Source organism: Stenotrophomonas maltophilia (genome assembly GCF_047782825.1).
Taxonomy (GTDB): domain Bacteria; phylum Pseudomonadota; class Gammaproteobacteria; order Xanthomonadales; family Xanthomonadaceae; genus Stenotrophomonas.
The window spans coordinates 2816902-2838131 of sequence record NZ_CP180589.1 but is presented as its reverse complement, the minus strand read 5'-3'; the positions used below and the strand labels follow the sequence as shown (position 1 = coordinate 2838131).

General features: G+C 67.7%; 16 protein-coding genes. 10 read left to right on the top strand and 6 right to left on the bottom strand.

The features are described 5' to 3' along the window. Positions 1-98 precede the first annotated feature (98 nt). The gene (locus ACM2ZB_RS13255; RefSeq protein WP_005412042.1) at positions 99-1193 is read right to left on the bottom strand and encodes a dipeptide epimerase; all 1095 of its coding nucleotides are present in this window, start codon (positions 1191-1193) and stop codon (positions 99-101) included. Next, positions 1190-2629: an SH3 domain-containing protein gene (locus tag ACM2ZB_RS13250; RefSeq protein WP_416055788.1), complete on the bottom strand. Its 1440-nt coding sequence runs from the start codon at positions 2627-2629 to the stop codon at positions 1190-1192. Before ACM2ZB_RS13250 ends, ACM2ZB_RS13255 begins: the two co-directional genes overlap by 4 nt. A gap of 132 nt (positions 2630-2761) precedes the next feature. Here ACM2ZB_RS13250 and ACM2ZB_RS13245 point away from each other — a divergent pair, with 132 nt between their 5' ends. From ACM2ZB_RS13245 to ACM2ZB_RS13205, 9 genes are all read left to right on the top strand, one after another. Then, the gene (locus tag ACM2ZB_RS13245) at positions 2762-4252 is read left to right on the top strand and encodes a transglutaminase-like domain-containing protein (RefSeq protein ID WP_416055787.1); all 1491 of its coding nucleotides are present in this window, start codon (positions 2762-2764) and stop codon (positions 4250-4252) included. A 51-nt stretch (positions 4253-4303) separates the two neighbouring features. Further along, entirely contained in the window at positions 4304-7303 is a 3000-nt protein-coding gene (locus tag ACM2ZB_RS13240) for a TonB-dependent receptor (RefSeq protein WP_416055786.1), read from the top strand. A 29-nt stretch (positions 7304-7332) separates the two neighbouring features. Further along, a complete protein-coding gene (locus ACM2ZB_RS13235) occupies positions 7333-8868 on the top strand; it encodes a serine hydrolase domain-containing protein (RefSeq protein WP_416058549.1) in 1536 nt (511 codons plus the stop codon). Continuing rightward, on the top strand, positions 8801-9514 hold the full coding sequence (locus tag ACM2ZB_RS13230) for a M15 family metallopeptidase (protein WP_416055785.1): 714 nt from the start codon (positions 8801-8803) through the stop codon (positions 9512-9514). The genes ACM2ZB_RS13235 and ACM2ZB_RS13230 overlap by 68 nt, the downstream gene beginning before the upstream one ends. Before the next feature lie 554 nt (positions 9515-10068). After that, positions 10069-10440 carry a hypothetical protein gene (locus tag ACM2ZB_RS13225; protein WP_313439417.1) on the top strand — a complete coding sequence of 124 codons (372 nt, stop codon included), beginning with the start codon at positions 10069-10071 and terminating at the stop codon, positions 10438-10440. A gap of 227 nt (positions 10441-10667) precedes the next feature. After that, positions 10668-11078 (top strand): EF-hand domain-containing protein, encoded by a 411-nt coding sequence (locus ACM2ZB_RS13220; RefSeq protein ID WP_313439414.1) that lies wholly within the window; start codon positions 10668-10670, stop codon positions 11076-11078. 95 nt (positions 11079-11173) lie between these two features. Continuing rightward, the gene (locus ACM2ZB_RS13215; protein WP_416055784.1) at positions 11174-11926 is read left to right on the top strand and encodes an HAD family hydrolase; all 753 of its coding nucleotides are present in this window, start codon (positions 11174-11176) and stop codon (positions 11924-11926) included. 31 nt (positions 11927-11957) lie between these two features. Then, entirely contained in the window at positions 11958-12446 is a 489-nt protein-coding gene (locus tag ACM2ZB_RS13210) for a hypothetical protein (RefSeq protein WP_416055783.1), read from the top strand. A gap of 179 nt (positions 12447-12625) precedes the next feature. Then, entirely contained in the window at positions 12626-13987 is a 1362-nt protein-coding gene (locus ACM2ZB_RS13205) for a VOC family protein (RefSeq protein WP_416055782.1), read from the top strand. Positions 13988-14121: 134 nt separating this feature from the next. On the opposite strand, the gene ACM2ZB_RS13200 is transcribed toward ACM2ZB_RS13205, so the two are convergent. Next, positions 14122-15636, bottom strand: a complete 1515-nt coding sequence (locus ACM2ZB_RS13200; RefSeq protein ID WP_313439403.1) for an acetyl-CoA hydrolase/transferase family protein — start codon at positions 15634-15636, stop codon at positions 14122-14124. Between the two features lie 383 nt (positions 15637-16019). Between ACM2ZB_RS13200 and glnE the strand changes: the two genes are divergently transcribed. Beyond that, positions 16020-18815 carry a bifunctional [glutamate--ammonia ligase]-adenylyl-L-tyrosine phosphorylase/[glutamate--ammonia-ligase] adenylyltransferase gene (gene glnE / locus ACM2ZB_RS13195; RefSeq protein WP_416055781.1) on the top strand — a complete coding sequence of 932 codons (2796 nt, stop codon included), beginning with the start codon at positions 16020-16022 and terminating at the stop codon, positions 18813-18815. Between the two features lie 44 nt (positions 18816-18859). On the opposite strand, the gene ACM2ZB_RS13190 is transcribed toward glnE, so the two are convergent. The 3 genes from ACM2ZB_RS13190 to ACM2ZB_RS13180 form a co-directional block, all read right to left on the bottom strand. Further along, positions 18860-19423, bottom strand: coding sequence for a queuosine precursor transporter (locus tag ACM2ZB_RS13190; protein WP_416055780.1), 564 nt, complete (start codon positions 19421-19423; stop codon positions 18860-18862). Between the two features lie 83 nt (positions 19424-19506). After that, complete coding sequence (locus tag ACM2ZB_RS13185) at positions 19507-20013, bottom strand: hypothetical protein (protein WP_416055779.1); 507 nt, start codon at positions 20011-20013, stop codon at positions 19507-19509. A gap of 144 nt (positions 20014-20157) precedes the next feature. Then, a complete protein-coding gene (locus ACM2ZB_RS13180; RefSeq protein WP_416055778.1) occupies positions 20158-21120 on the bottom strand; it encodes a mitochondrial fission ELM1 family protein in 963 nt (320 codons plus the stop codon). Between the last annotated feature and the right edge of the window lie 110 nt (positions 21121-21230).

The window sequence follows — 21230 nt, the reverse complement described above, 5'->3', positions numbered from 1 at the left end:
CGGGAGGCGTTCTGTGGCGTGGGCAACAGCATCCACGCATGGCGTGGATCTACCGGGGCGCGGCCCTTGTAGAGTCGAGCCACGCTCGACTGCGCGCATCAACCCAGCATCTCCAGCCCGCGCACTTCGGTGATGCCCAGCCCCGGCACGTCGCTGATGCTGATCTCCGATTCGTTGAAATGCACGCCGCCGCTGACCGGGTCGAACTGGCCCAGCGAGGGGCCGTCCAGGTCGACCTTGGTGATCACATCGCTCTTGGCCACGGCCAGGTGCACGGCGGCAGCCACGCTGATGCTCGATTCGATCATGCAGCCGATCATGCACGGTACGCCGTAGATGCCGGCGATATCGGCAATGCGGATGGCATTGGACAGACCGCCGGTCTTCATCAGCTTGATGTTGATGATGTCGGCCGCGCGCTGCTGGATCAGGTCCATCACCTGGCTGGGGCTGAACACGCTTTCGTCGGCCATCACCGGCGTGTTGACCCGGTCGGTCACGTACTTCAGGCCGCTGATGTCGGCCGCCTTCACCGGCTGCTCCAGCAGTTCCAGCACCACGCCCGCTTCTTCCAGCGTGCGCATGGCGTGCACCGCCTGCTTGGCGGTCCAGCCCTGGTTGGCGTCCAGGCGCAGCAGGGCGCGGCCTTCCACGGCAGCGTGGATCGCCTTCACCCGTTCGATGTCCAGGCCGATGTCCTTGCCGACCTTTATCTTCAGCGACTCGAAGCCACGTTCGATCGCCGACAGGGAGTCGGCCACCATCTTGTCGATGTAGTCCACGCTGATGGTGATGTCGGTGGTGATGACCGGGTCGCCGCCACCCAGCATCTGGTACAGCGGTGCGCCGTGCAGCTGCGCCCACAGGTCGTACAGGGCGATCTCCACCGCAGCCTTGGCGCTGGTGTTGCGCTCCATGGCGGTCTGCACCAGCGTGCACAGGTGGTTGAGGTTGACCACGTCCTGGCCGATCAGGCGCGGGGCGATGAAGTGGCGGATCGCTTCGATGATCGAGCCGTGCGTATCGCCGGTGATCACCGCGGTGGCCGGTGCTTCACCGTAGCCGGTGTTGCCGGTGTCGGTGCGGATCAGCACCACCACGTCTTCCACGGTTTCCACCGTGCGCAGGGCGGTCTTGAACGGTGTCTTCAGTGGCACGCGCAGCATGCCCAGTTCGATGGCGGTGATCTTCATTCGGCAGTCTTGGCCCGCAGGCGCTGGATGTTGGTGATGCGGTCGATGTAGCGGACGGTATCGCTGGCCATCATCGGCTCCAGCGGGGTGACCGAAACACCATTGAGGTGGGCCTGTACACGCGTGCCGTCGGCGCCGAACCAGCTGCCGCCCGCCGTATCGTGGATGACCCAGGTGCGGCCGTCGACATGGCCGATGGCCATCATCACGTGGCCGGGAATGTAGACCAGGTCGCCCACCTGGAGCTCGGCCACGGCACGGTTACGCGGTGCCTTGCCGGTGCTGCCGGTGAAGGGCAGGCGGTCCAGCGCCGGGCTGATGGCCTGCGCGCTGGTGTTGCGCGGCAGCAGCACGCCGAAGCTGCGGTAGATTTCCGAAACGAAGCCGCTGCAGTCGCGGGTGTCGTAGTCGTGGCCCCAGCCGTAGCGTTCACCGAGGAACTTGAAGGCCTGTTGCAGCAGCAGGCGCGGGGTCAGCGGCAGGTACTCGCCTGCGGTGTCCTGCGAACGCGGCAGCAGGGCCGGCACCAGCTTCAGGCGGCCATCGGCCTCGCGCACCGGCAACTGCACCACCCACGATGCATGCGCCTGCTGGCCATTCACCGGGGTGGCGGCCGGCCAGTCGGCCAGCACCGGCAGGCGCACGCCCATGTCCAGCTGCAGGCGCGAGACGCGCGGCTCTTCCGGGGTGAACGCGGTATGCGCCGCGGCGCCGATCACGATGCGGTACGGCCCCTGTGCGCCGTAGCCCAGCACGGTGGCCTTTTCGCCGGTCGCCACCGATTCCGCCTCGATCCACGCGCTGTAGCGTTCGCTGTGCACGAACAGCCAGCGGCCGTCGGCACTGCGGTGGACCACGGCCACCTTGTCGCCGGGGAACAGCGCCGATTCCTGGAAGCGGTCGATATCGGTATCGCCCACCGTGCTGAAGACGCGCTGGCGGGTCGGGAAGGTGCGCAGGGCGGCGCGCTTCACCACCAGGCCGTACTGCGGCGCGGTCTGGGCGGTGATCGCATCCAGGCCCAGGTTGGCCTCGATCGATGCACGCAGTGCCGGTGCGATGGCCTGCCCCTGGCCGTCGTACAGGGTGCGCGTGGGCCAGCTCGACAAGGCCGTGATGCTGGCGCGCACCTGCGCGGCGGTCAGCTGCGCCGGCAGTGCGGCAATATCCTGGATGTGGCTGTCCTGCGCACGCATGCGCGCGTTCTGTGCATCGATCTGCGCGCGGTCCAGAATCGGCGCATCGGCGTTGTCCAGCCGCGCGGCCCAGTACTGCGGGGTCAGGTAGGCCTCGTGCAGGCCGATCACATAGGGCAGCGGGGCACCCGGGTCGGGTGGCGGTGCCGCCTGCGCGAAGGCCGGTGCGGCCAGCAGGCACAGGGCCAGGGTCAACCGGCGCGGCCAACGCCGGCGCGGTTCGCGGGAAGCCAGGATCATGCGCTGCACACCCTCCTCGAATGCCTTCAGGAATATTTATTCCTTTCGGCTGCGAAAGCAAGAATAAATTATTGACCGGCATCCCGGCCCGTGTTACACAGCCATTACCACCCGCGCTGGGGAAGTGTCGCTGTGGATCCTGCCGTTCGCAAACCGCGTCTGCCTGCCGCTGCCGGCCTGTGTGCCGCGCTGCTGCTGTGCCTGGGGGCGGCAGCGGCGGAACCGCCGTCGTCGGCGGTGCAGTTCGCGCGGGTCGTGCAGATGATCGACGCGGGCCGCTTTGCCGACGCCGGCAGCACCTTGAACACGTGGTCGGCGGCCGACGCGGCAGAGCCCGGCGTCAGCTTCGAGGACATGGCGTTCCAGCAGGAACGCATGCGCCGCATCCGCCTGGATTTCAGCCTGGACGAAAGCGCAGCCAAGGCCGCCGTGCGCCGCGGCATTCCCGATCTGACCGATGAGGAGTTCGCGCGCTGGGATCAGCTCGGCCTGATCGAACACCTCGATATCGATGGCACGCGCTGGTACTTCAAGCGTGCGCCGTCCAACCTGTTCCTGCTCAGCGATGAAGCGCGTGCGCGCCGCCGTGCCGATGCACCAGCGCCCACGCCCGGGCCGAACGAAGAGCTCAACGCGCACCATGCGCGCGTGGTCGCCGCCGCCGAACAGAGCGGGCAGGTCACGGTGCTGCCGCAGCGCATTGAATTCACCCAGTCGCTCACGGTGAAGGCCGACGCGGTGCCGGCCGGTGAAACGATCCGTGCGTGGATTCCCTACCCGCGCGAGATTGCCGGCCAGCAGGAACAGGTGCAGTGGCTGGGCAGCACGCCCGGCAAGGCGCGCGTGGCACCGGCCAGCGCCCAGCAGCGCACCGCCTATCTGGAAGCCAAAGCCGTGGCCGGCAAGCCGACGCACTTTGAAGTGCGCTACGCGCTCACCCTGTCCGCCCGCCACACCGCGATCGATCCGGCACGCGTGCAGCCCACGCCGGCCGACCCGGCGCTGCGGCCCTACCTGGCCGAACAGTTGCCGCATGTGCGTTTCACCCCGGCGTTGCAGCTGTTCTCCGACCAGGTGCTGCAGGGCGAAACCCGCCCCCTTGACGTGGTGCGCAAGCTGTTCGCCGCGGTCGACCGCATACCGTGGGCCGGTGCGCGCGAGTACTCCACCATCAGCAACATCAGCGATTACGCCCTGCGCGCCGGCCATGCCGACTGCGGCCAGCAGACCCTGCTGCTGATCACCCTGCTGCGCATGAACGGCATTCCCGCGCGCTGGCAGTCGGGCATGGTGTTTTCCGATGATGGCAGTGGCTACAACAACCTGCACGACTGGGGACAGGTCTACCTGGCGCCGTATGGCTGGCTGCCCATGGACGTGACCACCGGCGCGCTGGCCAGCACTGTACCGGCGCTGCGCGACTTCTATATCGGTAGCCTGGATGGTTACCGCATCGCCTTCAACGACGATTTCGGCCAGGCCTTCGTGCCGGCCAAACAGCACTTCCGCTCGGAAACGGTCGACTCGCAGCGCGGCGAGGCCGAGTGGGCAGGCGGCAATCTGTACTTCGACCAATGGAGCTACGACTTCCAGTGGCGGGTACTGCCAGCCAGGCAACGCTAGCGCGACACATCGCATTCCATACCATTCAATTCTTGCAGGAGAGAGCAGGGGATGAAGGCTTACAGCATCAAGCGGGCGGCGTTGTGCGTCGCTCTCGGGGCGTGCCTGGGCGTGATCGCACCCAGCGCATTGGCACAGGATGGCGCCGTGGTTGGCCGGCTGGTCAGCGACGCCGGCCAGGTACCGGCCGGGGCCACCGTGACCGTCCGCAATCCGGCCACCGGTTTCGTCCGCTCGGTGCAGGCCGAGGCCAACGGCAGCTACCGCATTCCACTGCTGCCGGTAGGCACCTATGACATGGAGGTGAGCCTGCCCGGCGGTGCCGCCAGCCGTGTCGGCCAGGTCACCGTCAGCCTGGGCAGTGCCACCACGGTGAACGTGCCGCTGGGCGCGGTCAGCACCCTGGGCACGGTGGAAGTGCGCGCGCCGCAGGTGGTGTCGATGGTGGATGTGAAATCCACCGAATCGGCCACCAACATCACCCGCGAGGAGTTGTCGCGCCTGCCGGTGGACCGTGACATCACCGCCGTGGCACTGCTTGCCCCCGGCGCGGTGAAGGGCAAGGGCTCGCTGGGCGGCCAGGGCATTTCCTTCGGCGGTTCGTCGGTGGCCGAGAACACGGTCTACATCAACGGCCTGAACGTCACCGACTTCTACAACCGGGTCGGCTTCTCGTCGGTGCCGTTCGCCTTCTACCAGGAATTCCAGGTCAAGACCGGCGGCTACTCGGTGGAATTCGGGCGCAGCACCGGCGGTGTCATCAACGCGGTCACCCGGTCGGGCAGCAACGACTTCAAGGCCGGTGCCGAACTGGTGTTCGAACCGCGTGCCTGGCAATCGCAGGCGCGCGACCGCTATGACAGCGAAGGCAGCCGCTACATCACCGCCAGCCGCGATGACTACAGCCGCAGCGCCCTGAACGTGTTCGCCTCCGGCGCGCTGGTGCAGGACCGCCTGTTCTTCTTCGGCATGTACGAAGCGCGCGACTACCGCCCCACCTCCACCAACGATGCCGGCACCCGCCTGAGCCAGGGCAAGGCCGATGATCCGTTCTGGGGCGGCAAGATCGACTGGCAGATCACCGACAACCAGATGCTGTCGCTGTTCGGCTTCTCGGACAAGAGCAAGACCCTGACCGATGTCTACGCCTACGACTACGCCACCGGGCAGCCGGTGGGCGAGCGCAGCAACCAGATCTACAACACCGTGGGCGGCAGGAACTGGTCCGGTACCTACAGCTGGCAGGTCAACAACGACCTGACCATGAAGCTGATGTACGGCGAGAACAAGCGCAACCGCGTGCAGAGCTCGCTGATGGACGAGAACTGCAACCGCGTGTTCGACAACCGCACCGCCAGCCAGGGCGTGCCGCCGGCACTGCAGGGCGACCGCAGCTGCACCAGCAGCGCACAGCTGGAATCCGCGCTGGACACCCGCAAGGCCGCCCGCGCCGATTTCGAATGGACGCTGGGCAACCACCTGCTGCGCTTCGGCATGGACCGCGAGGAGAACACGTCCGACTACAGCCGCGCCTACCCCGGCCCCGGCGGCCTGCGCTACGACATCTATGCGCGCACGCCGGGCAGTTCGCTCAATGGTGGCGTGGTGCCGGCCAGTGGCCTGGTCGCGCGTACCCGCCGCTACGAAGTGGAAGGCGCGTTCGAGACCATCAACTCGGCCTGGTACCTGGAAGACAACTGGCAGGTGACACCGAACCTGCTGCTGAACATGGGCGTGCGCCTGGAGGCCTTCGACAACAAGGGCGGCGACGGCAGCAGCTACATCAAGATCGACGACATGGTGGCGCCGCGCCTGGGCTTCGCCTGGGATGTGCGTGGCGATGGCACCACCAAGGTGTTCGGCAACCTGGGCCGCTACTTCCTGCCGGTGGCCAACGTCATCAACATCAAGCAGGCCGGCGGCTTCCTGGACGAACGCACCTGGTACGAATTCCTGGGCTACAGCGGCGCGGCCAACAACGTACCGCTGCTGGGCGCGCAGATCGGCCCGGTGGACAACTCGCAGGGCGATGGCAGCGTGCCGGACCTGCGTGCCGAAGTGAACCGCAACATGGATCCGGTCTACCAGGATGAAGCGATCCTCGGCTTCCAGCAGATGATCAACGAAGCGTGGTCGGTCGGCGCCAGCGTGACCTACCGCCGCCTGCACAACGCCATCGATGACATGAACATCACCGCCACCGGCCAGTGCGGTGCCATCGACGGGGTGTGGATCATGGGCAACCCGGGCCGCACCAACACCGTCTGGGGCGATACCAACTGCGATGGCAGCAACGATGGCTGGATCAGCATCGACACATCCAAGGAAGGCTGGGCGCTGTACGACGATGATGGCAACTACGTGGGCCAGCGCGGCTGGGTGAAGCCCAAGCGCGATTACAAGGCACTGGAGCTGCAGGTCGACCGTGCGTGGGATGGCACGTGGGGCTTCAACGCGTCCTACACGCTGGCCTATGGCCGCGGCAACGCCGAAGGCCCGGTCAACTCCGATACCGATTTCGCCGATGCCGGGCGCACAGAGAACTTCGACAATCCCTGGGTGAACTACGGCGGCTATGGCTACCTGGCCAACGATCGCCGCCACCAGTTCAAGTTCCGCGGCAGCTATGCGGTGACCGAAAACCTGAGCGTGGCCGCCACCCTGGGCGTGCAGTCGGGCAGCCCGATCACCCGCTTCGGCGCGGGCAACCCGTTCGACGCGACCGATTTCCACAGCTACTACGTGTGCGTGTCCAACTGCCAGGCAACGGTGCCGTCCGAACGCGTGTTCGTGCATTCGCCGCGTGGCGGCGACGGCCGCACGCCGTGGACCTACGACCTGGACGTGAGCGTGTCGTACAAGGTGCCGATCCCCACCGACCTGCGCCTGAAGCTGGCGGTGTACAACGTGCTGAACCAGCAGCGTGTGGTGACCGTGGACCAGGATTACGAACCGCAGGACAGCATCGGCACGCCGAACCCGCTGTATGGCTACGGCACCGGCTTCCAGTCACCGCGCTACGCGCAGCTGACCGTCACATGGGCCTACTGAAGGCCGGTGCCCGCTGCGTGGTCGCACTGATGGCCTTCCCGGCCACGGTGATGGCCGCGCAGGCGGGTGCGACCTCGGCCATCGACGCCGATGTGGCCGCCGTGGTCCGGTCCGAGCATCTGCCCGGGTTGGCCATGGCCGAGGTCGAGAACGGGCGGGTGGTCTACCAGTACGTCGAAGGCGCGCGCGGTGATGGCGGCCGCATCGACCAGGACACGCTGTTCAAGATCGCCTCCAACAGCAAGGCGATGACCGCCGCGCTGCTGGCGCGGCTGGTGGAGCAGGGCAAGCTGCACTGGGATGACCCGGTGCGGCGCCACCTGCCCGGCTTCACCATGCACGATGCCTGGGTGGGCGAGCAGCTGCAGGTGCGCGACCTGCTGATTCACAACAGCGGGCTGGGCCTGGGCGCCGGTGACCTGATGCTGTGGCCCGAGCCCAACCAGTTCACCCGCGCCGACATCATCGCCGGGCTGGCCCACCTCAAGCCGGTCAGCAGCTTCCGCAGCCGCTACGCCTACGACAACCTGATGTACGTGGTGGCCGGCGAAGTGGCCGCCGCCGCCGGCGGCAAGCCTTACGACCAGCTGATGCGCGAACAGGTGTTCGTACCGCTGGGCATGGACCGCTGCCAGGTGGGTGCATGGTCGGTGCAGCGGGTCGGCAACGTGGCCCAGCCACATGCCTGGCGCGATGGCCGCAACGTGGTGGTGAACGCCGATGCAGCAACCAGCCCCGACCTGACCTCGATGGCCGCCGGCGGCATCCGCTGTTCGCTGCGCGACATGACACGCTGGGTGCAGGTGCTGCTGGACCCCACCCTGGTGCCCGATTGGCTGGGCAGCGAACAACGGCGCACGCTGTGGACCCTGCACATGCCCATGCCGCTGGGCGAGCGCCAGCGCCGCTGGGACAACGCGCACTTCTACGGCTATGGCTATGGCTGGCGCGTTTCGGACATGGACGGGCAGTGGAAGGTGGCGCACACCGGCACGCTGTCCGGCATGTACTCATCGGTGGCGCTGCTGCCCGACCGCAAGGTGGGCGTAGTGATCCTGATCAACGGCGAAGGCGAAAACGCACGGACCGCGCTGATGCAGTCCAGGCTGAAGGCATTCACCACGGCCGGCAGCGCGTCCCCGGCGACGGAATACCTGGCCGAACTGAAGGCCGAACACGCCCAGGATGCAGCGGGCGGCGGTACACGGCCGTCCACTGCGGGCGCACACCCCGCCGCCGCCGATGCGCTGCCGCGCTGGCAGGGCCGCTACCGCGATCCCTGGCTGGGGCCGGCCTCGCTGTGCCCGGGCAAGGACGGCCTGCGTTTCAGCGTGGACAAATCACCCCGGCTGCAGGCCCAGGTGCTGCAGGCGCAGGATCGCTGGCTGCTGCACTGGGATACGCTGGGCGACGACGCACAGGCGTGGCTGCAGCCCGGTGATGGCACATCGCCTACGCTGGACCTGCGCGCCCTCGATCCGGACATCGACTTCAGCTATGACTTCCAGGACCTGCACTTCACTCGCACTGGCGATTGCCTTGGCCGCGACCGTCCACGGCGCTGAGCCACCCCGCCTCTCGCCGGCCACCGACGCAGCCAGCGCCGGTCTGGTGGAGATCCGTTCGGTATCACCGCAGATCGAGCGGGACATCCGTTACGCCGGCAGCAACAACTTCACCGGCGCCCGCGTGCCCGGCTACGACGCCCCGGCCTGTTACCTGCTGCCCCCCGTGGCGAAGGCACTGGCGCAGGTGGAACAGGATCTGCGTGCACAGGGCTTCGGCCTGCGCGTGTACGACTGCTACCGCCCGGTGCGCGCGGTGCAGGCCTTCATGGACTGGGTGCACGACCCGCGCGAGCACTCGCGCAAGGCCCTGCAGTACCCGGGTCTGGACAAGCCCCGGCTGCTGGCCGATGGCTATATTGCCGAGCGATCGGGCCACAGCCGTGGCGCCACCGTCGACCTGGGCCTGCTGGATTGCCGCAGTGGCGGTTGCACGCCGATGGACATGGGCACGGACTTTGATTTCTTCGGCGAACGCGCGCATACCGGGACGCAGGGGCTGAGCGCGGCGCAGCGCGCCAACCGGCAGCAGCTGCTGCAGGCGATGGCCCGGCGGGGGTTCGTCAATTACCCGCAGGAGTGGTGGCATTACACGCTGCAGCCGGAGCCGGATGCCGGCACTGCATACGATTTTCCCGTGCGGTGATGGGGTGCTCTTGCAGGGCTTGCAGCCCTGCACCTGCTTCAAGCCACGGCAACGGCAACTTCAAAAGCTGGCTATCCGTGGGATGGCGGGGTGGGTCCGGTTGAGGGGGACGCTGCAAGTACGTCCATGTAAGCTCGGTCGCCGCATCCATGCGGCTCACGCCCCCTCAACCGGACCCACCCCGCCTTCGACAGACTTCCGCGATCTGTCGGAGCACGGGGTCGGATCCCGTCGCTGCGCAACGGGATCCGCCCCCAGATTCAATATTCAATTCGATATCTGATGGAAAAATCGTGTCGACCAAGGTCGACACCTACCAAGAGCAACAGCCGTTACCAACCGCCGCAGGAAACTGTCAGAGGTGGGGCGGTGTGGGTGGGTAGGACCCCATGGACGGGTTTACGGCGTGTCCTGCCCACCCACACCGCCCCGCCCAACCCGCAGAAAGCCAGCACCGCTTTTGACGTTGACGTTGACGTTGATTCGGCAGGTGCAGGGCTGCAAGCCCTGCCGATACCCTTACACTCACTACCGCCTTCCAACCACGCATCTGCATGAACCTTCCGCTGCACTTCGGCCTGCTCGGCTCCCTCGAAGCCGGTGCCATCGCCCTGCTCGTCGGCCTGCTGGTGTACTTCCTCTGGCATCACCTGTGCCGGGTGTTCCGCTGGTCCATGGGCCATGCCATCGGCTGGGCGTGCGTGTTCGCCGTCGCCATCTCCGCCGGCATCGATATGTGGAAGCTGTTCTACATGGGCATCGTGCGGCTGGAATCACCGCTGTACGCGCGCATCTTCCTGTCCACCATCCACGATCCCAACGAACTGGGCAGCCGTGTGGTGCTGGAAATCGCCGGCGCGCTGTCCGGTGTCGCGTTGGGATGGGTCTTGTTCAGTTCGCGGTCATCGGCCAGGAACGTCGATTGACGCAGGTTTTTCGTTGCGTGCCGGTTAAATCCGGCCGCGCTGAATGCTCGCCTTATGAGCTGCTCACCTGGCCCTAACCACCGCGCTAAAGCATGCGCCGTGGCCAGTGGTTAATGGGGTGTGTGCGCGCCGGTCGCGGCCCAAAATCGATTCAGAAACGCGGTGGCAGGGTAGGGGCCGTGCGGAAACAACAGGCCGCGCGACACCACCCAAAGGAGACCCCCCTGATGACTATTCGCAACCGCAAGCCCCTGCTCGCCCTGATCGTCGCCGCCGGTAGTGTGCTGGCCGTCCCGGCCATGGCCCAGACTGCCAAGCAGCAGGCGGCCCAGGCACAGAATGAGGCAGCGCAGGCGCAGCAGTCGGCGGCCCAGGCGGGCCAGGCCGCCAACCAGGCCTCCGATGCGGCTGCCGCAGCGTCGGCACAGGCCAATGGCGGTGGCCAGACCTGGGCCAGCATCGATACCGATGGCAACGGCACCATCAGCAAGGCCGAGGCACAGGTGAACGCCGGCCTCGCCCAGGTGTTCGACCAGGCCGATACCAACAAGGACGGCCAGCTCACCCCGGATGAATACAAGGCCTACGTGGCCGCGCAGCAGGCCGGTGCGGGTGCCGGCGCCGGCGGCGGCAACTGATCGCCGGCTGATTCGGGACAACCGGTGCATGGGGACCCGGGCGGCTTCGGCCGCCCGGGTTTTTATCGTCACCAGCACCCCTGTATCCTTGCGCGATGAACACCTCCACGCCTGCGCCGTCGCGCGCCATCGGCCTGGTCGGTTTTGACGGTGACGATACGCTGTGGAAGAGCGAGGACTACTACCGCAAGGCCGAGCAGGATTACCTGGACCTGCTGTCGCGCTACGTCGACGTGCACGACACCCAGACCGCCCGCCACCTGCTGGAAGTGCAGCAGCGCAACCTGGCCGTTTTCGGCTACGGCGTGAAGGGCATGGTCCTGTCGATGATCGAAGCGGCCATCGACATTACCGGCCAGCGCATCGAGGCCAAGGACATCCAGCGCATGCTGGATATCGGCCATGACACCCTGCGCCACCCGGTCGATCTCATCGACGGCGTGCGGGAGTCGGTGGCGGCCATTGCCGAACACTACCCGGTGGTGCTGATCACCAAGGGCGACCTGTTCCACCAGGAAGCCAAGATCAAGGTGGCCAGGCTGCATGAGCTGTTCCCGCGTATCGAGATCGTTTCGGAAAAAGATCCGGAAACCTACGCCCGCGTGCTGGCGGAGTTCGATCTGCCCATGCAGCAGTTCGTGATGGTGGGCAATTCGCTGCGCTCGGATATCGAGCCGGTGGTCACCCTGGGCGGCTGGGGCATCCACACCCCGTACGCGGTTACCTGGGCGCATGAAACCCAGCACGGCGTGGCCGACGACGAACCGCGCATGGTCACCGCCGATACCGCCCACGATTGGCCTGCCGCACTGGCCGCCATCGAGGCCAAGGCGGCGGCCGCGGCCTGACAGGGCCGGGCGGCTGCGGCAGAATCGGGGCATGAAACGTTTCCTGCCCCTGCTGCTGTCACTCCTGCTGCTGGCGCCGGCCACCGTGCTGGCCCAGCAGACCGCCGAACGCTCGGCGGCCTATTCGGTGGAAACCGGTGACCGCTGGGTCGATGCCCAGCTGCAGGACATCAACCACTACGCCGAACGCTACCCCGATGCCTTCCTCGACGAAGTATCGCGGTATGCCGGCGTGCCGCGCGGGTATATCAGCGCGCTGTTCACCGCCCACGGCTGGCAGGCCGGGGATATCTACTTCGCCTGCTTCTGGGCCAAGGCCAGCGGCCAGACCTGCCGCGACAGCGTGCGCGCCTTCAGCCAGGACCCTGAAGGCGGCTGGGAGGCCGTGGTGAAGCGCATGCCGGTGGAGCCGGACAATCTGCATGTACGCGCGGTGCGCCACGCCATCGTGGCCAGCTACGAGCACTGGGACCGGCCGATCACCCTCGATGCCACCCTGAAGCGCCAGCTGAAGCGGTAGCGCCGGGCCACGCCCGGCGAGCGCCACGCGCGGCCTGGCAGCCCGCCGGGCATGGCCCGGCGCTACCGATGGTGTTTCCGGTGAATGGCGGTCGTCATGTTGCTCTGCATATCGCCCCCACCGCGCACTCCGGCGACAATACGGCTCTCGCCGTTCCCGTTCCCGTAATCGAGTGACTGATGAGCGCCTCTTTCGTTTCGCCTGATGTGATCCGCCGCCTGTTCGCCCAGGCCATGTCCCGCATGTACCGCACCGAAGTGCCGCTGTACGGCACCCTGGTGGAACTGGTGGAGCGGATCAACGCGCAGGTGCTGGACCAGGACCCGGCGCTGGCCGCGCAGCTGCAGCGCAACGACGAGCGCGCACGCCTGGATGAGGAACGCCACGGCGCGATCCGCGTCGGCACCGCGCAGGAACTGGCCACCCTGCGCCGCCTGTTCGCGGTGATGGGCATGTTCCCGGTGGCCTACTACGATCTGTCGGTGGCCGGCGTGCCGGTGCATTCCACCGCGTTCCGTCCGCTCACCGGTGCCGCCCTGGCGCAGAATCCGTTCCGCGTGTTCACCTCGCTGCTGCGCCTGGAGCTGATCGAAGACGAAGCGCTGCGTGCGGAATCCGCCCGCATCCTCGAGCGCCGCCGCATCTTCACCGACGGCGCGCTGGCGCTGATCGACCAGGCCGAGCGTGACGGTGGCCTGTCCCAGGCCGACGCCGAGCGCTTCGTTGCCGAGGCACTGGAAACCTTCCGCTGGCACGGCGATGCCACCGTCGATCTGCCCACCTACCACGCGCTGCACGACGCACACCGGCTGGTGGCCGACGTGGTCAGCTTCCGCGGCCCGCACATCAACCACCTGACCCCGCGCACGCTGGATATCGATGCCGCGCAGGCGGCGATGATCGAACACGGCATGGCCGCCAAGGCGGTGATTGAAGGCCCGCCGCACCGCGCCTGCCCGATCCTGCTGCGGCAGACCAGCTTCAAGGCGCTGGAAGAAGCCGTGCATTTCCCCGGTGGCGAAGGCGGTGCCGCGGGCACGCACACGGCTCGCTTCGGCGAAATCGAACAGCGCGGCCTGGCGCTGACCCCGAAGGGGCGTGCGCTGTACGACCAGCTGTTGTCGCAGGCCCGCGATGCCGGTGGCGAAGGCAGCACCGGCGGTGACTATGGCCAGCGGCTGCAGGCGGTGTTTGCCAGCTTCCCCGATGACCACGACACGCTGCGTCAGGAAGGCCTGGGTTATTACCGCTACCAGCTGACCGACACCGGCCGCGCAGCGCCCGAGCGCGTGGCCGATCTGCCGGCCGAAGTGCTGGTGGCCGCCGGCCTGGCCACCGCCGATCCCATCGTCTACGAGGATTTCCTGCCGGTCAGTGCGGCGGGCATCTTCCAGTCGAATCTGGGCGGCGAAGAACAGCGCGCGTATGCCGCCCACGCCAACCGCGAAGCCTTCGAGCAGGCGATGGGCGTGGCGGTGAACGACGAGTTCGAGATCTACGAGCGGCTGCAGGCCGAATCGTTGGCGGCGCTGCGCGGGTAAACGGCTTGCCGTGGAGCCGAGCGTAGGCTCGGCTCTACAGGGATTCTGCGGAGCGGCCCCTTGTAGAGCCGAGCCATGCTCGGCTGCACAGGGAAGCAGAGTCGAGCATGGCTCGACTCTACAGAAGCGGGCAATCAGCCCTTCATCGTGCCCGTATCCAGCCAACGCTGGTGCCACGACAGTGCTTCGGGCAGCAGGTGCGGGGTGTGCTTGCCGTAGCTCTCGCGGCTGGCACGGTCGAAATAGTCCTGCAGCTGCGGGCGGAAATCCGGATGCGCGCAGTTGTCGATCAGCACCTGCGCGCGCTTGCGCGGAGTCAGGCCACGCAGGTCGGCCAGGCCCTGTTCGGTCACGATCACCGACACGTCGTGCTCGGTGTGGTCCACGTGGCTGGCCATCGGCACGATGGCCGAAATGGTGCCGTTCTTGGCCGTGGACGGGCTCAGGAACGCGGACAGGAAACCGTTGCGGGCGAAGTCACCTGAACCGCCAATGCCGTTCATGATGCGCGTGCCCATCACGTGCGTCGAATTGACGTTGCCGTAGATGTCCACCTCGATCATGCCGTTCATGCCGATGCAGCCCAGGCGGCGCACCAGCTCGGGGTGGTTGGAGATTTCCTGCGTGCGCATGATGATGCGCTCGCGGTAGAAATCGATGTTCTCCTTGAACGTCTCGTTGGCTTGCGGGCTCAGTGCGAAACCGGTGCACGAGGCATAGCTCAGCACGCCATCGCGCAGCAGGTCCAGCATGCCGTCCTGGATCACTTCGGTGAACGCGGCCAGATCGCGGAAGCCGCTCTTGGCCAGGCCGGCCAGCACGGCATTGGGAATATTGCCCACGCCGGACTGCAGCGGCAGCAGGTTCGGCGGCAGGCGGCCCTTCTTCACTTCGTGCTGCAGGAACTCGATCAGGTGCGAAGCGATCTGCTCGCTGGTCGCATCGATGGGGCTGAACGGGCTGTTGCGGTCCGGGCCGTTGGTGCGCACCACGGCCACGATCTTGTCCGGGTCGCAGCGCAGCGCGGTATCACCGATGCGGTCGTTGGCGTTGACCAGCGGAATCGGCTTGCGGTGCGGCGGCAGCGCGGTGCCGTAGTAGATGTCATGCATGCCGTCCACGCCGGCCGGCTGCCATTCGTTGACCTCGACGATCACCTTCTTGGCCAGGTCCAGCCAGGTCTTGTTGTTGCCCACCGAAGTGGAGGGCACCAGCGAGCCGTCCTCGCGGATGGCCGACACTTCAATCACCGCCGTATCGATGTCGCCGTAGAAGCCGAACCACACATGCTGGGCCACGTGGCTCAGGTGGATATCGATGTAATCCAGCTTGCCTTCGTTGATGCGGTTGCGCGCATCCGGGTCGCTCTGGAACGGCATGCGCATGGCGATGCCATCGGCCTTGGCCAGCGCGCCATCCAGTTCCGGGGCAGTGGACGCGCCGGTCATCAGGCTGATCTGGAAGGGCTGGCCCTGGGCGTGCACCGCTTCGATGCGGCGGGCAAGTTCGACGGGAACGGCCTTGGGGTAACCGGAGCCGGTGAAGCCGCTCATGGCCACGGTTTCACCGGGCTGGATCAGCGCGGCTGCGGCCTCTGCGGAGACCACGCGGTCACGGAGACGCGCGTTGGCGATGCGATCAACAGACATGACGACACGTGTTTCGGGGGGAGCCCCGATTATCGGCCATCCCCCGCCGTACGGGGGGTTCTACCTTCGTGGAATGGCTTTTCCGGGCGCTGGGCACCCATACCCGGCAGTTTTGTTTTGCAGTGCAGCGTGCAAAGTGCTTTCGCAGCCCGCACGATGGCCCTGCATCCCGACGTGGGGGAGGGAGCAGAGCCCGCTGGCAGTTCGCTGCAAGCGGGCTTTTTTATTGCCTGATGCGTAAGCTGAATACGCAATGGGCGGGGTCGGATCCTTTTGCCAACGGCAAAAGGCTCTGACCCCATTCGCGATGATCAAGGGGGTCAGAGCCCTTTGCCGTTGGCAAAGGGATCCGACCCCGGCCGGGTCGTCGATACAATCTGGGTATGACCTTCGCCCCCGCTGAACTGCCCGCCCCCCTGCAGCCCTTGGTCGACCGCGCGCTGGCTCGCCTGGCGCAGGTGCTGCCTGAGCCCATCCCCGCCGAACTGCAGTCGCCGCTGACCCGTCTGGCCGTGGTCAGCGACTTCGCCCTGGACACCCTGGTCCGCCAGCCCGGCCTGCTGGCCCAGCTGGCCGCGCCCGGTTGCCCACCGCTGCCGGCGCCGGTGCTCGACCCGCAGCAGCCCAGCGACTGGCCGGCGCAGCTGCGGCGCTGGCGCACGGCCATGTCCACCCGCCTGATCTGGCGCGACCTGGCCGGCATGGACGACGTGCCGCAGACCCTGGCCGGCGCCACCACCCTGGCCGAGGACTGCCTGCGGCTGGCGCTGGATGCCCTGCAGCAGGAATTCGCCCAGCGCCACGGCGTGGTGCGCGATGCCGAAGGCCAGGCCCAGCAGCTTGTTGTATTCGGCCTGGGCAAGCTGGGCGGTGGCGAGCTCAACTTCAGTTCCGATATCGACCTGGTCTACGCCTACCCGCAGGGCGGCGAATCCGATGGCCCGCGTGCGCTGGCCGCCGAGGAGTACTTCGCGCGGCTGGGCCAGCGGCTGGCCAAGCTGCTGGACGAAACCACCGTCGACGGCTTCAGCCACCGCGTCGACCTGCGCCTGCGCCCGTTCGGCAGTGCTGGCCGGGTGGCGTTGTCGTTCGCGGCGATGGACCAGTACTTCCAGCGCGAAGGCCGCGACTGGGAACGCTATGCCTGGCTGAAGGCGCGCGCGGTGGCGGGCGATATCGCTGCCGGCGAAGCGTGGCTGCAGACTCTGCGCCCGTTCGTCTACCGCCGCTATCTGGATTTCACCGCGCTCGATGGCCTGCGCGAAATGAAGGCGGCGATCACCGCCGAAGTCGCGCGCCGCGAACTGCACGAGGACATCAAGCGCGGTGCGGGTGGCATCCGCGAAATCGAGTTCCTGTGCCAGGCCCTGCAGCTCATCCGTGCCGGGCGCGAACCGGTGCTGCGCGAGCGCCGCCTGCTGGTGGCGCTGCAGGCACTGGTCAACGCCGGGCAGATCGCGCCGGACGATGGCGCCGCCCTGCGCGAGGCCTACCTGTTCCTGCGCCGCCTGGAAAACCGCCTGCAGATGCTGCGCGATGCGCAGACCCACGTGCTGCCCAGCGACCCGCTGGACCGCCAGCGCATCGCCCTCGGTCTGGGGTATGCCGGATGGGATGAACTGCGCGCGGCCCTGGCCGAACATCAGCAGCGCGTCAGTACCGAATTTGCCGCACTGCTGGCCCCGCGCAAGGGCCAGGCCGCGCCCGATGCACTGGCCAACTACTGGCGCAGCCTGCCCGAGGGCAGCGACGCCGCGTTGCTGGCCGAAGCCGGTTTCCTCGATGCCAATGGCGCCGACCAGTCGCTGCGCGATTTCGCCCAGGGCACCGGCGTGAAGTCGCTGTCCGATGCCGCGCGCGCGCGCCTGGACCGTGTACTGCCCGCGTTGCTGCACGCCGCCACGCGATCGCCACAACCCGATGCCGCGCTCAAGCGCGTACTCGGCCTGCTGCAGGCCGTGCTGCGCCGGACCAGCTACCTGGCCCTGCTGGACGAACAGCCCAGCGCACTGGCGCGGCTGGTGGACGTGCTGGCGCGCAGCGCGCTGTTGGCCGAGCGCCTGGCCGCCTACCCGCTGCTGCTGGATGAACTGCTGGATGTGCGCGTCTCCGGGCCGATGCCCGATGCGGCCGGCATGCTGGCCGAGTGCCAGCAGGTGCTGCCGGTGGAAGACCCCGAATCTCAGCTGCGCTGGCTCAACGAAACACGGCTGGCGCTGAGCTTCCGCATGGCCATGGCCACGCTGGATGGCCGCCAGGGCGCGGTAGACAGCACCCGGCAGTTGGCCGAACTGGCGCAGGCCGTGGTCATCACCGTGCTGGCCCTGGCCGAAGCGGACATGCAGGCCGCGCACGGCGACGTACCCGGCGGCCGCTTCGCCATCATCGGCTACGGCAGCCTGGGTGGTCTGGAGCTGGGCTTTGGTTCCGATCTGGACCTGGTGTTCCTGCACGACCACCCGCCCGGCGTGGAAGCCAGCGATGGCGCCCGCCCGCTGGAACCGGGCCGCTGGTATGCGCGCCTGGCGCAGAAGGTGATGGCCCTGCTGGGTGCGGTCACCGCCGCCGGCCGCCTGTATGACATCGACGTGCGCCTGCGCCCGGATGGCGGCAAGGGGTCGCTGGTGTCCTCGCTGGCCAGCTACACCGAATACCAGCGCGAACGCGCCTGGACCTGGGAACACCAGGCCCTGGTACGCGCCCGCGGCGTGGCCGGCGATATCAGCCTGCTGGCCGATTTCGAGCAGGTACGCGCGCAGACCCTGGGGCGCGCGCGCGACCTCGGCACGCTGTATGCCGACGTGCTGAAGATGCGTGGGCGCATGCGTACCGAACTGGACCGCAGCGATGCCGCGCGACTGGACCTGAAGCAGGGCGCGGGCGGCGTGGTCGATCTGGAGTTCCTGCTGCAGACCGGTGTGCTGGCGCGCAGCGCACTGGCCCCGGCGCTGCTGCAGCCGCGCGACACGCCTTCGCTGATCGACGCCCTGGCCGTGGCCGGGTTCCTGCCGGTGCAGACCGCGCAGGCCCTGCACAGTGCCCACGACACCCTGCTGGATGTCGGCCTGGCCTGCACCCTGGACCGGCGCCCGCGCCTGGCTCCCACCACCCCGGCCATTGAAGAAGCCTGTGCCGCGATCAGTGCCGCGTGCATGGCTGCGGAACTGCCGTTCGGGTGAGGGGGAAGGCAGGTGCCAACCTTGGGTCGGCACCTGCCAGCGCGCTAGCGCATTTCGCTGCGCAGCGGGGCCATCTTCCACAGCAACGCGCGGAACGGGGCCAGCAGGCATACGCCGATGGCCAGCTTCACCGCCAGGTCGCCCGCCGCCCAGCTCACCCACGGCAGGCCAGAAGCGACAAATGCGATGGACCAGAAGATCATCGTATCCACCGTCGCGCTGCAGGTGGTCGCCACCATCGGCGCACGCCACCAGCTGCCACGGCGCAGGCGGTCGAACACGGTGATGTCCAGCAGCTGGGCCACGATGAACGCCGAGCACGAGGCAATGGCGATGCGCGGGGTTGCCACCCACACCGACAGCACCACCGCCAGCAGGAAACCGATCCACGCCACGCGGCGGGCCGGGCCCGGGCCGAAGCGGCGGTTGATCAGGTTGCTCACCAGGAATGCCACCGGGTAGCTGAAGGCACCCCAGGTCAGCCAATCGTTGATCGGGTACTGCACCAGCACGTTGGACAGCAGCACCACCGCGCCCATGGCCAACACCGCCAGCACGAGCGCGCGCGGGGTCAGCGGGGCAAACACAGGGGCAGGACGCACGGACATGGCGAGCCAGGGGGACAAAGGGAATCGCCCATTATCCCCCCGGGTTGCGGCAAAGCCAAAAACCGCCGTTCAGGCGCGCTGGCTCAGTACTGCTGGCCCCAGCCGTCCTGTGCCGGGGCGGGACGCTCCGGAATATGGGTCAGCGGGCGCCCATCAGCGTCCCGGGCCATCAGCCCACGGCCGCCGCCATCCGAGGCGCTGGGGTCGAACTGCACCGTCTGTCCCACATGGAACAGCACCGAGGGATCGCCCGTCTGGTCGGTCCAGCGGATGGCGGCCGTATTGCCCGGCTGGCCGGGCTGCTGCAGCAGGACCTCGCGTTGCCCATCCACATTGGTGCCGATGGACTGCACCTGCATCGGCGGCGGTGCGCCGTGGGTCGGTGCCACCGGGGGCTGGCCCGGGCGCGGGTTGGCGGCGGCCTGGTCGGTCTCGGCCATGGTGTTGGCCAGACCCGGCGAGATCGCCAGCGACACCGGTGGTTGCTGGTTGTCAATGATCCGGTAGACACGCCGTGCATCGGCCGGGCTGGCCGACAGCAGGCCCAGGGCCAATGCCAGGGCGGCGGCAGTGAAGGGCAGGGTACGCATCGTCAATTCCTCCATGGAGCGACTGGGCACGGGCAGGCCCGCGCGCCGATCATACCGGTAGCGTCGAGCTTGCTCGACTGCCGGTCGCCGTAGAGTCGAGCTTGCTCGACTGCTCCAGGCAGCAGCAGTCGAGCAAGCTCGACTCTACGGCTTCAGGGCCAGCCGTGCCTTCACCTCGGCGGCCACCCGCGCGGTCTCGCGCAGCGGCTCGATGCGGTCGTACTGCCAGTCCAGCCAGTGCGGCTGCAGCCGGCCGCGTTCGCGCAGCTGCTGCTGGAAGCGCGCCAGCCGGCCCTGCGCGGTATCGGCCAGGGCCACCATCACCGGCATGCGGGTGGCGCTGGCTTCGGACAGCAGGTTCACCGAATCGGGCGATACCACCACCCGGTTCGCCCAGCCCAGCAGCCCCGCATACGGGTTCACCCCATCGCCGCCGTCGCCCCAGATCACATGCGGCAGATCGGCGAACTTCGCGCGCAGGATCTCCGCCAGTGCCGGCGGCGTGCGCCGCGAGGTGGTCGCCAGCAGGCTGCCGCCTTCGCTGCGCACCTGCTCGGCCAGCGCCGTGAATACGCCCACCATCGCCGTTTCATCCCACGGCGCCAGCGGCGTCGGGCCGCCCACCAGCAGCGCCGTGCGTGGGCCAGGCAGGGTACTGAAGCCGGCGAAGGCCGCGCGGCCCCAGGCCAGCCAGTCATCGTCCACCGGGTTCAGGCTGCCCAGCAGGGTCAGCACGTTGCTGCCACGCAGGGCATCGTGTTCGGGCACCACCACCAGATCCCAATGGCGCGATGGCAGGCGCGGGTCCAGGATCTGTACCGTGCGGCTGCCGCGCGCACGCAGCACACGCAGCGCACCCGCAGCCTGGCGGCCACAGCCGATGGCCAGCGCCGGCGCCTGGGCGGCCAGTTCGGCGAACGCCGCGCCATAACCCTTCACATCACCGGGCAGGCGCCGCGGCGAAACCCAGCGCCACGGCGCACGGGGGTGCAGGACCAGCGGGCGGTGGGTGCCCTGGCGCAGCGCCGAGGCCAGCGCGACCGCCTGGCGGACATTGCCGGCACGGCCGTCAGTGACCGTCCACGGCGCGCTCGATCGTTTCACCATTGGCATTAATTCGTTTCAGCCCTGCTGGGTGTTGCAACAGTCGCGACACTCTACACTGCGGCTCAACGTTTCGCCCCGCGCCGCCCGCGGGCAACGATTTCCCTTCGCCG